At 42.0% G+C, this 14,958-nt stretch carries 10 protein-coding genes; all 10 read right to left on the reverse strand.

Annotated elements, in window-relative coordinates; genetic code table 11:
- Positions 1 to 46 precede the first annotated feature (46 nt).
- The gene (locus O3626_RS08515; protein WP_371496394.1) at positions 47 to 1,429 is read right to left on the reverse strand and encodes an amino acid permease; all 1,383 of its coding nucleotides are present in this window, start codon (positions 1,427 to 1,429) and stop codon (positions 47 to 49) included.
- 164 nt (positions 1,430 to 1,593) lie between these two features.
- Entirely contained in the window at positions 1,594 to 1,851 is a 258-nt protein-coding gene (locus O3626_RS08520) for a DUF896 family protein (RefSeq protein WP_003012632.1), read from the reverse strand.
- A 33-nt stretch (positions 1,852 to 1,884) separates the two neighbouring features.
- Positions 1,885 to 3,921 (reverse strand): glycine--tRNA ligase subunit beta, encoded by a 2,037-nt coding sequence (gene glyS, locus O3626_RS08525; RefSeq protein ID WP_371496396.1) that lies wholly within the window; start codon positions 3,919 to 3,921, stop codon positions 1,885 to 1,887.
- A gap of 208 nt (positions 3,922 to 4,129) precedes the next feature.
- Complete coding sequence (gene glyQ, locus O3626_RS08530) at positions 4,130 to 5,047, reverse strand: glycine--tRNA ligase subunit alpha (RefSeq protein WP_002886077.1); 918 nt, start codon at positions 5,045 to 5,047, stop codon at positions 4,130 to 4,132.
- A gap of 509 nt (positions 5,048 to 5,556) precedes the next feature.
- A complete protein-coding gene (locus O3626_RS08535; RefSeq protein WP_371496398.1) occupies positions 5,557 to 9,975 on the reverse strand; it encodes a S8 family serine peptidase in 4,419 nt (1,472 codons plus the stop codon).
- Positions 9,976 to 10,244: 269 nt separating this feature from the next.
- Positions 10,245 to 11,087: an aldo/keto reductase gene (locus O3626_RS08540; RefSeq protein ID WP_371496400.1), complete on the reverse strand. Its 843-nt coding sequence runs from the start codon at positions 11,085 to 11,087 to the stop codon at positions 10,245 to 10,247.
- Positions 11,084 to 11,302, reverse strand: coding sequence for a hypothetical protein (locus O3626_RS08545; protein WP_003018530.1), 219 nt, complete (start codon positions 11,300 to 11,302; stop codon positions 11,084 to 11,086). Before O3626_RS08545 ends, O3626_RS08540 begins: the two co-directional genes overlap by 4 nt.
- Before the next feature lie 131 nt (positions 11,303 to 11,433).
- Positions 11,434 to 12,591 (reverse strand): N-acetylglucosamine-6-phosphate deacetylase, encoded by a 1,158-nt coding sequence (gene nagA / locus O3626_RS08550; RefSeq protein WP_042760248.1) that lies wholly within the window; start codon positions 12,589 to 12,591, stop codon positions 11,434 to 11,436.
- A 152-nt stretch (positions 12,592 to 12,743) separates the two neighbouring features.
- The gene (locus O3626_RS08555) at positions 12,744 to 14,375 is read right to left on the reverse strand and encodes a Na/Pi cotransporter family protein (protein WP_371496403.1); all 1,632 of its coding nucleotides are present in this window, start codon (positions 14,373 to 14,375) and stop codon (positions 12,744 to 12,746) included.
- A 183-nt stretch (positions 14,376 to 14,558) separates the two neighbouring features.
- Positions 14,559 to 14,909, reverse strand: a complete 351-nt coding sequence (gene rbfA, locus O3626_RS08560) for a 30S ribosome-binding factor RbfA (protein ID WP_003003976.1) — start codon at positions 14,907 to 14,909, stop codon at positions 14,559 to 14,561.
- Positions 14,910 to 14,958: the final 49 nt, after the last annotated feature.

A 14,958-nucleotide genomic window follows, 5' to 3' on the forward strand; every position in this document is an offset into this window, starting at 1 on the left:
CAAAAATAATTAAGAGGCCAGGACTTTTGTCCCAGCCTCTTGCTGTTTATTTATTATGTTTCCAATTGCTGTAGATCCCAAAAAGAATGATCCAGATGGTTGCTCCAACCGCTCCAATGTATGTTGATTCTTGCAAGAAGAGACAAACGAATACAAAGAGGAAGAAAACAATGGTCAATGGATTCAACACTTTATAGGCCGGCATGACAAAACCATCTGGCATAAATTCTTTTGATTTACGGTACTTAAGATGGGCTAACATGGTCAAAATATAAATAGCAATGTAAACACCAGAAGAAGATGCCGTAATCAAGGCAAAGGCATCTGAGACACCTGGCAAGACATTGATAAAGGCAGAAACAGCAACCACAATCGCAGAAAAAATAATCGCGCGACTTGGAATTCCCATACGAGATAAGCTATTCAACTTCAAACGATTCATCACTTTACTGTTTGGCGTCTCTTTTGCAATCTGGTACAAGTGACGCCCTGTTGAATAGAGGGTGGAATTCAAGGAGGATGCAGCTGCTGTCAGTACAACAAAATTAATCAATCCTGCTGCCCACTTGATTCCAACCATCTGAAAGACCGTTACAAATGGTGATTTATTGACGGGAAGCTGTTGCCAAGGGAAAATAGCCATAATCGCCAACAAAGCCCCTACATAAAAGATTACAATTCGGATTGGAATTTCTTTAATGGCTTTTGGCAATACTTGGCGGGGATTAGCTGTTTCAGAAGTAGTAATTCCAACAAACTCGATCGCTTGATAAGCAAAGAAGACCATTTGGAAGGCCATGACGAACTTGACCCAACCATTTGGAAACATTTGAAAACCACTGGTAATATTGGTTAAGCTAGCGTGTCCAGCTGGTGTTTCAAAATTCGTCGTCACCATAAAGATCCCTGTTGCGATCAGGGCTAAAATCGTGACAATCTTGATCATTCCAAACCAGAATTCAACCTCTCCAAAGACCTTCACAGCAATCAAATTCACACAACTTAAAAGCGCTAAAAAGATGATTTGAATCTGCCAGGCTGGCCAATTTGGAAACCAAAGTTGGACATAGTTGGAAACGGCTGTAATTTCTGCCATCCCAAGAAATACCAAGGAAACCCAATAGGACCATCCTGAAAAATAGCCCCAACCCTTTCCTAAGTACTTGGTAATAAAGTTGATAAAGGTGTGTTGATCTGGATCCATATACAGCATCTCGCCAATCGCCCTCATCATGAAGTACATGAAAGCTCCAGTCAGCATATAGACTAAAATAATAGACGGACCTGTCAAAGAAAGGGAACGACCAGCTCCAAGAAAGAGCCCTGTTCCGATGGTTCCTGCAATAGCAATCAACTGAACATGGCGATTTTGCAGACCACGAACCATCCCATTTTCAGTTTCTTGACTAGGATGATGTTTTTTTGACATATGATTACTCCAATTCTTTTTTCTGTACTTTTTCAGAAAAGTATACTTCCAATTTTCACTCAATCTACTATACCACGTTTTAAAAAATTGGTCAATCTAGTCCAGAATGTTCTGAATTTTGAAGGTACAAAAGAGTGCTGGAGTTTCTTCCAGCACTCTTTTAATTATGAATTGGGGTCATCGAGACTACGGCCATGCAAACCTTTTTCCCGTTGCACTTGGCGTAGTTTCTCAGGTGTCACATCATTTCCTTCTTCATCCACAATTTTGATTCCTTCGATGTGGTGACGAACGGAGCGACGATAACCCTCAATGTATTCTTCACGAAGTTTTGCTTGTTCCACTGCTTCTTCTGGCGTCAAACCTTCTGTTTTTTTCTTTTTAGCAAGCTCATTGATCCGAGCAATTTTTTCAGGTGTCATAATAAGACCTACTTTCTACCTGCCATCAGGTACTTATTTTGTGTTCAATTGGTTAAAGGCTGCAACAGCATTGGCTTTAGACACAAGACCTGCAAGAAGGGCCAAACGGTTGTTTTTTACAGCCTCATCTTCAGCCATAACCATGGTATTGTCAAAGAAGGCATCGATGACTGGGCTAAGAGCAAAGAGCTGTGCCAATTTATCACTAGCTGAACCTGTCAATTCTAATTCTTCAATCGCCTTAGCAAGGGCCTTTTCTTGATCATTTTCAAAGAGACTAGCATCGACTGCTACTGAAGCATCTGCTTTTTCAGCCAAGTTGAAGGCACGAGAGAGTGACTCAACAGCTGCCTTGTAACCATCCGTCTTAGCAGCTTCTGAGAGAGCATCTGCTGCTTCCAGCATATCCGCAACCACGAAATTTGAACCAGCAAGTACAGCTTCTTTGATATCTTTTGGTGTACGTCCCATCATCTTGTCCACACGCGCCTTGATGAAGTTGAGCACTTCTGCTTGATTGTCATAAGAAAGACTAGCAAATGAAAGTCCGTAAAGGCTGTCGATCAACTCATCCATAGGGATGTGCCAACCAAAGGCATCCAAGATACGAACAATTCCTTGTGTCGCACGACGAAGCGCATAAGGGTCGTTTGAACCTGATGGAATCAAGCCAACAGAGAAGAAGGAAAGGAGGGTATCTAATTTATCTGCAAGCGCAAGGATAGCACCAACCTTAGTCTCTGGAAGGGCTCCATCTGCTGAATCAGGAAGGTAGTGCTCACGGATAGCTGTCGCTACTGCAGGATCCTCACCAGCAAGGAGGGCGTATTTTTCACCCATGATTCCTTGCAATTCATCGAACTCTCCGACCATACCAGTCAAGAGGTCAAATTTGTAGATTTCAGCTGCACGAGCTACGGCTGCCCTTTCTTCGGCAGTCAAACCAGCTTGTTCAGCTAGTGATGCTGCAATGACACCGGCACGGGCCATGTGTTCTGAGAGAGAACCGATTTTTTCATGGAAAGTCACGTTCGCCAATTTAGCAACGAGATCTTCAATCTTAAGTTTTTGGTCTTCACGCCAGAAGAATTCACCATCTTCAAGACGTGCCACCAATACTTTTTCATTTCCTCGGATAACATTTTCCAAGTGCTCAGCGTTCCCATTACGGACGGAGATGAAGTTTGGTTTAAGCTGACCATCAAGGTCACGTACAACAAAGTAACGTTGGTGCGTTTCCATTGAGGTCACCAAGACTTCTTCTGGAACGTCCAAATATTTAGTATCAAAACTTCCCATAAAGGCAGTTGGGTATTCGACCAAGTTCAAGACTTCATTCAAAAGGCCTTCTTCGATTTGAACTTGAACACCTTGTTCTGCTTCGATGGCTTTGATTTGCTCACGAATCATGTTTTCACGTTCTTTGCTATCCGCAATCACGTAAACGGTACGAAGGTCTTCTTCATAAGAATCCGCATTGGTAATTTCCACTTCATGTCCAAGAAAACGGTGTCCACGGCTCACACGACCTGAGTGGATATCCAAGAAGTCAAGGTCGAGCGCTTCGTCGCCCAAAAGAACGATCAAGGTGTGAACTGGGCGAATGTATTCAAAGGTGTTGTTAGCCCAGTGCATGCTAACAGGAAAGGTCAATGAAGCAAGCACCTCTGGAACGCCAGCCAAGACTTCTTTAGCTGGTTTTCCAGCTTCGTGCTTCGTAACATAAACGTACTCTTCCCCTTTGACTTCACGGAATTCGATATCATCAACCGTCAAGCCTTTCCCACGGACGAATCCTTGAGCCGCTTTTGAGAAGTTTCCATCTGCATCCAAGGCGATTTTCTTAGAAGGTCCTTTAAAATCTTCAGTCAAATCAGATTGTTGATCTGCTAAACCAATCACACGGACAGCTAAACGGCGTGGTGTTGAGAAGGTTTGAATGCTTTCGTATGAAAGACGGTTGTCATCCAAGAAGGCTGCCATTTTCTCACTGAGTTGTTTTTCACTTGGTGTGACAACGTAGGCTGGCAACTCTTCAAGTCCAAGTTCTACTAATAAGTTTTTTGTCATGTTTTTTCTCCGAAAAATATCTTTTTTTCCAGTTTGCCTTATGTGATTGGCACGCAAGCAACCGACTGCGTCGTTTCATTGCTAAAATCGGAGCCTAAGGTCTCCAATTTTGCCTGGTATCGTTAGTTTCTCTAACGATACCTCTATCACTGCGGCAACTGGTTCTGTAGGATCCCTCTATAACCCAATCCTATTTAATATACTCTCTTTATTCTTCCTCTTCTGCTAGGAGTTTGGCGCGTGTGGCTTCGTCAAGAAGTGGGTAACCGAGTTTCTTACGTTCTGCAACGAAGGTCTTAGCTACGACACGGGCCAAGTTACGGATGCGGGCAATGTAACCGGCACGTTCTGTAACGGATACTGCTCCACGTGCATCAAGCAAGTTGAAGGTGTGTGAACATTTCAAAACGTAGTCATAGGCAGGGTGAACAAGGCCTAATTCCAAAGCACGCCCTGCTTCTTTTTCAAATTTTTCGAAGTTTTCAAGAAGCATATCTTGGTCAGAAACTTCAAAGCTATATTTTGAGTGTTCATATTCTGGTTGAAGGAAGATTTCTCCGTATTTAACGCCTGGAGCCCACTCAATATCATAAACTGAGTCTACTTCTTGGATGTAAGAAGCCAAACGTTCCAATCCGTAAGTGACCTCAGAAGTTACTGGGCCAGTTGCCAAACCACCAACTTGTTGGAAGTAGGTGAACTGAGTGATTTCCATACCGTCCAACCAAACTTCCCAACCAAGACCAGCTGAACCAGTTGATGGATTTTCCCAGTTATCTTCAACGAAACGGATATCGTGCTCCAAAGGATTGATCCCCAATTTTTCCAATGACTCAAGGTAGAGCTCTTGGATGTTTGATGGTGATGGTTTCATCACCACTTGGAATTGGTGGTGTTGGTAAAGACGGTTTGGGTTTTCCCCGTAACGACCGTCCGCTGGACGACGAGATGGCTCTACATAAGCCGCATTCCATGGCTCAGGACCAATGGCACGAAGGAAAGTGTAAGGACTCATGGTTCCCGCACCTTTTTCATTATCATAAGCCTGCATGAGCATACAACCCTGGTCATTCCAGTATTGTTGCAAAGTAAGGATGATTTCCTGGAAAGTCAATTTTTTAGACATTATTTACTCCTTTTTCTATAATTTCTTGCGACACGAGTCTGTCTCGTTGATCATACGAGGCAAGACGAGTTAGTACTGCGTCTAGCTCAGGCACCTTAATGCTGAGCGTTGGGCAGTCCGACTGTAAGGAGGTATCTGCCACTAACGCAGTGAAAGGTTAGTTTTTTTGACATTGAATACTCCTTATTCATAAAGTTTCTTGTGACTTAGGATACAAAAAGAACCGTGTCTCTGCTCCTAAGTCTATGACCTAGGGGCGTTAGAAACGCGGTTCCACCCTAATTTATTACTTCATTTTATTTTACTTTACTCAGCTTTTTACTGAGAGAAAGCGCCACTTGCTTACCTTGCTCTACTTGGCTCTCACTATCCCAAGCTCGCTAGAAAAACGCCGTAAGCCCTTCTTTCTTGACTAGTATTATAGCAGATTTTTAGTGACTTGTAAATTAAAATCCGCATGAAACAATCGTTTCATACGGATTTTAGGCTAACAAACAATGTTGTTTTTCTTATGGACGTCTTGCAGCTTTTGGTTTTTTACCATGAAGTTTTTTCTTGGCATTCTTCAAGGCTGTCAAAGCATCTTTCACATCTTGTTGGCTTGCTCCTGGATTTGAAAGGATGGTTTGTGCATCCTTGAAGGCTACTAGGTAAGCTTCTTTTTCTTCATTTCCAGCATAGATGAATTTAGCATTCTTTTCTTGGAACTTCAATTCTTCTTTGATGTATTTTTCAAGGCTTGAAAAATCAGTTGCTTTCCCGTTTAATTTTCCTTCTGCACGGCTAAGCTCAGCAAGTGCTTGATTGATTTGTTCTTGTTTCACAGTTGGATCAACTGCAAGCAAGGCTACTGTTTGGAAAGCACGATCGTAGTCGCGACGTACTTTTTCTTTGGCATTGGCATAACGACCAGTTTTTGTCGTAGCATCGTAAGCCTGCATAGCTTCTTTCAAGGCCGCAACGTTTGAATCTTTCCCATCCAAAGCTTGGCTGGCAGCTTCAAGACTAGCTAGAGCTTGGTTGACTTGCTCTTGACTAACCTTGTTGGTCAAGGCTGCTTGGGCCGCTTGCAAGGCTTGATCATAGGCTTCCTTCTTATCCGCACTGGCATTGAAGTATTGCGCTGTCTTTGTAACATCTGCTTGGTTGTTCAAAGCAGCTAAGAGATCCACTTTTGAGATCACTCCAATACGGTAATTGTTGTTGCGCCCTGCGACAACTGAAATCACTGGTGCTTCCTCAGCTAGTTCATAGCCTGTAGGAAGAGTTGCAACCAAGGTATATTGACCAGTTGCTACAGATTTACCAAAGCCATTTTTACCATATTTTTCAGCAGGCAAGACAAAGTTTTCACCATCTGCCCCTTTTAATACAATCGTAGCCGCTTTTGAAACCGGTTGATCAAAGTTGATGCTAACTGGTGCATATTCTAAAGTATTGGCAAGAAAAGCGATCGTTTGGAAACTATTATCCTCTGTCAAATCAAATTCTTGCGTCAAGCTGCTGACAAATTTCACTTCTGTACGATCATACGTAAAGATTTCTGCAGTATAATGACCAAAGTTCAAGAAGTTAATATCTTTTGTCTTATCAACTGATACGTATTGACCATTGCTATCTTTGATTCGGTAAACATACATAGTATCCAAATCTTTGTTCGTTTTAGCGTCACGAACTGCAATTTGAACCCGACCACTATTTTGATCCCGAACTAAATCAGCTAGTGAAACATAATCTACGTTACCCGCAAAGTCTTCTACATAGTAGTAGATATTCTTCTTATCGATGTTTTCAGGAAGATCGAAGCTACCATCTGCATTGGCCTTGATCACATGGTAATTTTCAAGCGCACGTGTACCATTCTTATCTTCACTGGTTTGGACCATTGTCCCCTGATCATCGAATGGAGTCACGTAGACGAGTTTTTCAGTTAAGATACCACCATCGCCAACATCTTTGGCTTTACGTGCTATAAACTGTTGAGCCCCATCCTTGAAACGGATATATCCAGATGTGATCACTGGTTTTTGAGTATCGACTTGAACCTTGAAGGTTGTTGATTGCTCCTCAGCTCCAGGAACCATTGGGGTGTAACGAATGACATAATCATATACACCATCTGCTACTGCTTTCCCATTTGCATCGGTACCGTTCCAAGCAGTATTATCTAGTGTGTAACTGCGTGGGTTCTTTTCATTGCCATCAAAGAAGTTCTTACGATGATCAGATGGAGTTCCTTCCCACAGCGGATTTTTATGTTCCGTATCGCTTGCTGCGTAGACAGTTGCATGAAGGTTTTCAATGTTTCGAAGAGCAACCGTCTTGTATTCAACGAGGTCTTTATTTCCATCTTCATTTGGTGAAATGGCAATGCGAACATTTCCATTCTCATCTAGTTGAAGAGCATGAGTTCCTTCCGCATTTTCTTCAATACCAAGAACGGTAATCCGACGACCATCACGTTTCCCTTGTGTAAGGAGAAGGTCATTTTGAAGGGTGACGAGCGCAGAAACATTCGCACTCGATGAGATATTCAAATCTTTTGGAACATGATAGTAGAAGCCATCTTTTCCTTCACGAACTAAATCATAGATTGGTTTTTCAACCGCTGGAAGGTTTTGGAATTCTCCCTTGAATCCCATAAATGGCAAGCTAACCACATCCCCATCATCTGCTGGATCGACAAAACGAACAAATCCTTCAAGGAAATAGCCATTTGGCATTTCTTTGCTTAATTCTTCTGTGAATTTACTTGTGTCGACTTTCACTGTAACTGTTTCAGAACTATGTGCTTTCACGGTTACTTCAGGCCAAGCAGTTTCTGTTAATTTACGTGGACGAAGGGTAAATTTACCATCCTTCACTTCATCTGTGTCAGTATTCACCAACATTTTCAAGGTACGATCGGTATCTGAAATATTGTGAACCGTCACATTAAATGTAAAGCTATCTCCAACGTTACCAAGAGTAACGCTTGGATAGTTGTTTTCACCAGTCACATACAAGTCTGTTGAAACGGCTGCAGCTGTGTCTACAACCCCTGCTCCTTGTTGACGTGGAGAAGTATAAACACCGGTTTCTTTATTAACATGTGGTTTAGCCGTAGACATAATCAAGGCTTTGACAGTTGCAGAAACTTGTTCTGGAGTCAATTCTGGGTGGTTCTTCACAAGGTATTCTTTGACCAAAGCTGCCACACCTGCTACATGAGGAGAGGCCATACTAGTACCACTCATATCCCCGTAGGTATTGTCATTCAAAGAAGAGAAGATATTCCCACCAGGTGCTGTGACATCTGGTTTCAACTGACCATCTGTTGTCACACCCCAGCTTGAGAAATCAGACAATTGGTCTGCTTCTGGAGATGGACGGTTAGCCATGGTATTGTTAAAGACAACTTTGTAAGATCCAGCTTTAAGAGCTTCCCCATAGCGTTTTGAAATGAAGACAGATGGAATTTTCTTAGCATCTCCATCAATTGCCATTCCAAGATTAGATCCTTCTACATTATTGTAAACCATGGCCCCTACTGCACCATGATGGAGGGCATTGGCAATCTTTTCTGAGAATGGAATTTCCCCGCGTTGGATAAGCGCCAATTTACCGGTAAGATCTAGATCTTTGAAATCATCTTCTTTCCCAAGACCAACTGATACATACTCATATTCTTTACCTTTTTCAAAGTCTGTATCTGTTGCAGATTTACTGTAGTCAAACTTCCCGTTATCTACTTCTGCATTACCTTCTAGACCTTTGACTTCGAAAACCTCTGTGGTAATGATTTTATTATTGATTGAAGCAACAGAAATAGAGTCCTCTACTGTTGATGGGTTTCCGACCAAGCCGTAATCTGGATTTTCTGCAGCTGGTCTTGAATAGCCATTCCCAAAAGTATTGCTATTTCCTGCAGAGATTAGGACAGATACACCTTTAGCACGCGCCCGTTTGATGGCGTCAATGATATCTGAACCTGCATTGACCGTAGAACCAGTAGAAGATCCAAGACTCATATTGATGGTATCTGCACCAAGAGCTACAGCATCATCAATTGCTTTTACATAAAGAGCAGAACCCGTTGTTTTTTGACGATCTGAAAAGACACGCATAAACATAACTTGCGCTTCTGGTGCTACACCATAGATCTTTTCTCCGTTTCCTGCTTCTTTATCAGGATTCCCTGTTGCAATCCCTGTAACGTGCATCCCATGAGAATCTCTTTCGGCCTCTTTGATATTGTCGGTCCCATCAAAGTAGTCATAAGCGTAGACAACCTTGTCGTTGTACCATTTACCATAATCGATTCCTGCCGCTTTCTTAGCAGCTTCGATTTCTTCTTGGTTTTTAAACTTAGCTTTTGAAGGATCGGTAATCCGAAGAACCTCGTGGTTCACATCCAAGCCAGAGTCGATGACGGCGACAACCATCCCTTCCCCTTTATAGCCTTGCTTCCAGGTTTGGGGAACAGTAATAATTTCGTCACTTTCGATGCTTTGAGGTTTTTCAGCTGCCTCATGGCGATTCGTTGTTTCAGAACTTGTCGCAGTAGCCACTTCTGCTGCTTTTTCTACAGGTTTTTCCGCTACTTCCGGTTTTGTTTCTGGAACAGTAGCTGCCTCTTTCGGAGCTTCTGTTTTTTCAACAAGAGCTGCTTCTGTTGCATTCGTTGTCTTTTCAGCAACTGTTGCTTCTTTTGCAACTTCTACTTTCTCACTAGCAACTGCTGTACTTGCTTCTGTTGCTTGTGAATGCTCTTCTTCAGCAGGTGCCTGTTGAGTAGTGGCTACAAGCTGTGTTCCAGCACTCGTTTGGCTGGCCGCTTGTTCTTCTGCACTCGCTTGTGCAGATCCAAATACCAAAACAGCCCCTAATAAAACTGAGGCTACACCAAATTTGTATTTTCTTAATGAAAAACGTTCTTGTCTATTCATAGAAACTCCCCTTTTATTTTAATAGTAACTATTATAACGCAAAATTATCTGAAAATTCATTCAAAAAACAAAATGTAACACAAATGTAACATTTACGAATATTACTAACTATTAATTTATTTTCGTTCGGAAAATTGTAAATTAGAACGGGAAAGTATTATAGAACATCTGTTTTTATTGGAACTTTAAAATTATTTAATCATTGAAAGGATTTTAAAAACCGAGAACGAAACTGTCCTCGGTTTTTATTAATGAATAGAAATTCTCTCTTAAAAATCTTTGGTGTCCGGATCTGGTGCACCTGCTTCAACCGGAAGATGGCGAAGGAGTTCCATATCATCTGCCGTCAATTCAAAATCAAAGCACTTTAAATTACTCGCAATCCGCTCAGGCGTAACCGATTTGGGCAATGGAAGGAAACCTTCTTGCAAACTCCAAGCCAGGGCTAGTTGGGCGACGGTCTTTCCATATTTAGTAGCCATTTCTTTTACTTGTTCATTTTGGAACAATTCTCCTTGGCCAAAAGGTCCCCAAGCCTCTAGTAAAATGCCATGCTTACGACTTGCTGCGATGGCTTCGCTTTGGTACACCCCAGGTGCTAGACGAATTTGGTTCACAGCCGGAATGACCCGAGCTGTTTCAAGGAGGGCTTCCAAATGATGAGGCAGAAAATTGCTAATACCAATAGCCCGAACCTTGCCAGCAGCTAGCATATCTTCCATTGCCCGCCAAACCTCAGCATTTCGTTGTTTCCAAGCATCATTTTCTCGAAGAGGTTTTGGATTTGGCCAATGAATCAAATAAAGATCTACATACTCCAAGCCTAGTTTTTCAAGAGACTCTTCCAAAGCAGCTTGAGCATCTTCATAGGTGTGTTGAGTATTCCAAAGTTTGGTGGTAATAAACAGGTCTTCGCGCGCAAGCCCACTGTCTTTAATGGCCCGACCCACACTCTCTTCATTCTGATAAATCGCAGCTGTATCGATATGGCGATAACCTGCTTTTAAAGCAGCTAAGACAGCTTGATAGGCTTCTTCTCCATTCGCTGCTTTCCATGTCCCAAATCCCAATACAGGAATCTCCACCCCATTATTTAAACGATAATGATTCATTTTTTCTTTCCTTTCTTCGATTTCGGTTTCTTAGGCCCTCGAAGCTTGAGCTCTGGCTTAAAAATATTCTTCTTGGTTGGCTCCATCTTCTTGCTATAAAAACTATAGAGTAAAAATGCCCCACCAACGATCACAATAAAGATATTTTTTCTTACAATCCCATAGAGCAAGAAAAAAATTCCCATCAATAAAAAACGTATATCAATTGCCTTCATAAGCTACCTCACATTTCAATTCCCATTATAGCATGAAAAGACAGCATTCACAAAATTGCACTACCATCGGTAAACAAAAACCTCTCTAGGTATGACCTAGAGAGGAAGTATTCTATCTTCGTTTCTTGAATCTAGTTAGTTGCCTGGTAACGTTTGACCCCATCGAGATAGGTCGCAACCAGATCCAAATTTTGATCAAGCACGATGAAGTCCGCATCATACCCTTCTCGAATTTGACCACAAACATCATCAATATGGACTGATTTTGCCGGATTGAGGCTGGCCATCATCACTGCTTCGTGAGGGTTAGCAATTCCCCACTCTACAACATTTTTTAATCCATCTTTCAATTTCAAGATTGAGCCAGCTAGATTACCAGTTGATTTCAAGCGAGCCGTCCCTTCAGCGACCACAACCGGGAATTCCCCAAGCATGTAGTCCCCGTCTTCTAAGCCCCCAGCTGTCATACAGTCCGTAATCAAGGCAACATTTTCTTTTCCTTTTTGTTTCATCAGGATATCACACGCTAGCGGATCCACGTGATGGCCATCACAGATCAACTCTGCTGTAGTATGAGGCAACTCATACATGGCACCAACCATACCGAGTTCACGGTGCGTCAAACCACGCATACCATTGTAGGCATGTACCCAGACACTCGCACCTGCATCAACCGCTTTTTTAGCTTCTTCAAAAGTAGCATTGGAGTGTCCCAGAGCGACAGTCACCCCTTCTCCTGTAATGGTCCGAACAAATTCTTCTACCCCTTCACGCTCAGGAGCAAGAGCAATCTTATTCAACAGACCATTGGCAGCTTTTTGCCAAGCCCGGAATTCTTCCATACTTGGATCCTTCATATAAGATGGGTTTTGAGCTCCCTTGTATTTTTCTGTAAAATAAGGTCCTTCAAAATAAATACCGCGAATCTTGGCTCCTGTTGCTTCTTTGTATCGTGCACCGATATTTTCCGTTACTGCCAAAAGTTGTTCATAAGAGGAAGTCAAGGTCGTAGGCAAAAAACTCGTAACCCCTGTACTCAAGAGACCTTCACTCATGGTATGGAGAGTGCCTTCGATATTGTTATCCATCACATCTACCCCACCAAATCCGTGAATATGGGTATCTACGAGGCCAGGCGCAATGCTGTAACCAGAATAATCCAACACATCCGCACCTTCTGGTAAGCTTTCCACATGTTTTCCAAACTTGCCATCAACAAGCTCCAAATAACCTCCACGACGAACCCCATGTGGGTAATAAAATTGATCTGCTTTAATATATGTAGACATAAAATCGTCCTTTCCATTGTAGGAACTGTGTTCCATTTATATTCATACATATTATAACGCTTTCACTTCCATTTGTAAATGGTCTAGACCTATTTTTAGATAGAATCATACAAAAACAGAGCAAGCTTCCTACTTACTCTGTTTGACATTCATTAAATTTGCTCGATTTGTACTTTTTCAGCTAGATTCATGGCATGGTCTGCAACACGTGTATAGTGAGAAATGATATCAATAAAGTTCACTCCGGCTTGTGGCGTACATTCACCTTGGTTCAACCGACGAATATGAGTTTTCCGAAGTCTTTTCTCCAATTTTTCAATTGCCTCGTGACGTGCTACTAGTTGATTTGCAAGACTCACATCATTGTTCTCGATAGATTTCAAAGCATCCTCTACAAATTGATGGGTTTGGTTGTAAATATCTTCCAATTCGGCCAAGGCTGATTCTGAAAAAACGACTTTCTTACGAATTAAATAATCGGTTAGATTAATTAAGGCTTCCGCATGATCTCCAATCCGCTCCAAATCCCGAGAAGAATCTAAGATATTGGTGAGAACTTCACTTTCTCTCGGACTCAAGGCTTCACTTGACAAACGAATCAAGTAGCGAGTCAAATCATCATCAATGGTATTGATGGCTTCTTCTGTCTTATGGCCCTTTTCAGCTGTTTTCTCATTTTGATGAAGAATATAATCATAAGAGAGGCTAAAGGCTTTATCTGCATACCCACCTAAATGAAGCAACTCTTTTTTCGCATTCCCAAGAGCAATCGAAGGCGCTTGAGTGATCAAGTTTTCATCCAAGTAGAGCGGTTCATATTTGACAACCTCATCCTCACCAGGAATCAGCTTGGTCACAAAGTAAGCCAAAGCTCCAATGAATGGGAATTGAATAATGGTGTTGGTCACGTTGAAGGCACCGTGAGAAAAAGCAATCGTCATTTCCGGAGACAAATGCAAGAGGCCTTGGAAGTATTCAATCATGGCTGTAAAAGGTGTCAGCAAGATCAAACAAAGGATTGTTCCGATCAAGTTAAAGAGCACGTGGGTTGCTGCAACACGCTTGGCAGAAACATTGGCCCCCATAGCTGCAATGATAACCGTCAAGGTCGTTCCAATATTATCCCCAAAAAGGATAGGAAGCGAACCACGAAGATCTAAGAAACCACCTGAATATAAACCTTGTAGGATCCCAATGGTAGCTGAAGAAGCTTGAATCAAAACGGTGATGATGGCTCCCGCTAAAACACCCAGAATTGGATTTTTCCCTAGGGTGATCATATACTGACTAAATTCTGGCAATTCTTTTAAAGGGCTCATTCCCGCACTAATCAGGTTTAAAGCGTAGAAAATTCCTCCAACCCCAAAGAGAATCCGACCAATATTATTAGCCATTCGATTCTTGGTAAAGAAAAGTAAGACCGTTCCAAGAAACATAATTGGAAGGGCATAAGTCCCCAGTTTAAACCCAATAATGAATGAGGTGACCGTGGTCCCAATATTAGCTCCCATGATGATTCCAATGGCTTGGCGCAGGGTCAAGAGACCCGCACTGACCAGACCAACGGTAATCACCGTTACCCCAGTACTAGACTGAATGAGGGCTGTCACAACAATCCCTACTAAGACTCCAAAGAAAGGATTGCTTGTATATTTATCAATATAGTAGCGAAGACGGTCCCCTGCAGCTTGTTGCAGTCCTTCTCCCATGGTTTTAATACTATAGAGAAAGAGACCCAACCCTCCCAAAAAGTTAAACAAAATTTCCTGCCAGTTAATGGACATGATCATTCCTCCAAATATGAGATCAGAAATAAAACTCCTCTCCTATTGTAAAGGATAATTTCCAATCACACAAGAGATTTCTGTAAATTTCTATTATTTTTTGAAACCGTTTTTTTCTTTCTGTTTTATTCTCCTCATTTTAAGAGCCAAAAAAGAGGTTGGACACTATTGGTCCCAACCTCTCTAGTCTTTGTTCAAATTGCGCAACATCTCATCGATCTTATTTCCGTATTCAATGGATTCGTCTTTCACAAAAGTAAGATCTGGAATCTTGTACAATTTCAGATTCCGACCTAATTCACGCTTGATGGTTCCTGTTGCTTTTTCAAGGCCTGTCTGAGCCTTTTGATTATCTGAAGCCAAATCACTCATAATTGAATAATACACTTTGGCCATAGACAAATCACCTAGCATTTGAACATCCGTAATGGTGACACCTTGAACACGCGGGTCACGGACTTTCTTTTGTAAAATCTCGTTGACTTCACGCTTGATTTCCATCCCTACTCGGTCTGTCCGAAAATGACTTGCCATAGGAACTCCTTTCTGCTCTGTGTTTAAAAACTAGGAAATCAGAGGGGAA

Origin of the sequence: Streptococcus sp. 20925_1_77, from assembly GCF_041432125.1 — a bacterium.
GTDB lineage: Bacteria > Bacillota > Bacilli > Lactobacillales > Streptococcaceae > Streptococcus.

Coding starts and splice junctions, on each gene's coding strand:
- O3626_RS08515 (WP_371496394.1), bottom strand. CDS start 1,429: ATGTCAAAAAAACATCATCCTAGTCAAGAAACTGAAAATGGGATGGTT.
- O3626_RS08520 (WP_003012632.1), bottom strand. CDS start 1,851: ATGACACCTGAAAAAATTGCTCGGATCAATGAGCTTGCTAAAAAGAAA.
- glyS (WP_371496396.1), bottom strand. CDS start 3,921: ATGACAAAAAACTTATTAGTAGAACTTGGACTTGAAGAGTTGCCAGCC.
- glyQ (WP_002886077.1), bottom strand. CDS start 5,047: ATGTCTAAAAAATTGACTTTCCAGGAAATCATCCTTACTTTGCAACAA.
- O3626_RS08535 (WP_371496398.1), bottom strand. CDS start 9,975: ATGAATAGACAAGAACGTTTTTCATTAAGAAAATACAAATTTGGTGTA.
- O3626_RS08540 (WP_371496400.1), bottom strand. CDS start 11,087: ATGAATCATTATCGTTTAAATAATGGGGTGGAGATTCCTGTATTGGGA.
- O3626_RS08545 (WP_003018530.1), bottom strand. CDS start 11,302: ATGAAGGCAATTGATATACGTTTTTTATTGATGGGAATTTTTTTCTTG.
- nagA (WP_042760248.1), bottom strand. CDS start 12,591: ATGTCTACATATATTAAAGCAGATCAATTTTATTACCCACATGGGGTT.
- O3626_RS08555 (WP_371496403.1), bottom strand. CDS start 14,375: ATGTCCATTAACTGGCAGGAAATTTTGTTTAACTTTTTGGGAGGGTTG.
- rbfA (WP_003003976.1), bottom strand. CDS start 14,909: ATGGCAAGTCATTTTCGGACAGACCGAGTAGGGATGGAAATCAAGCGT.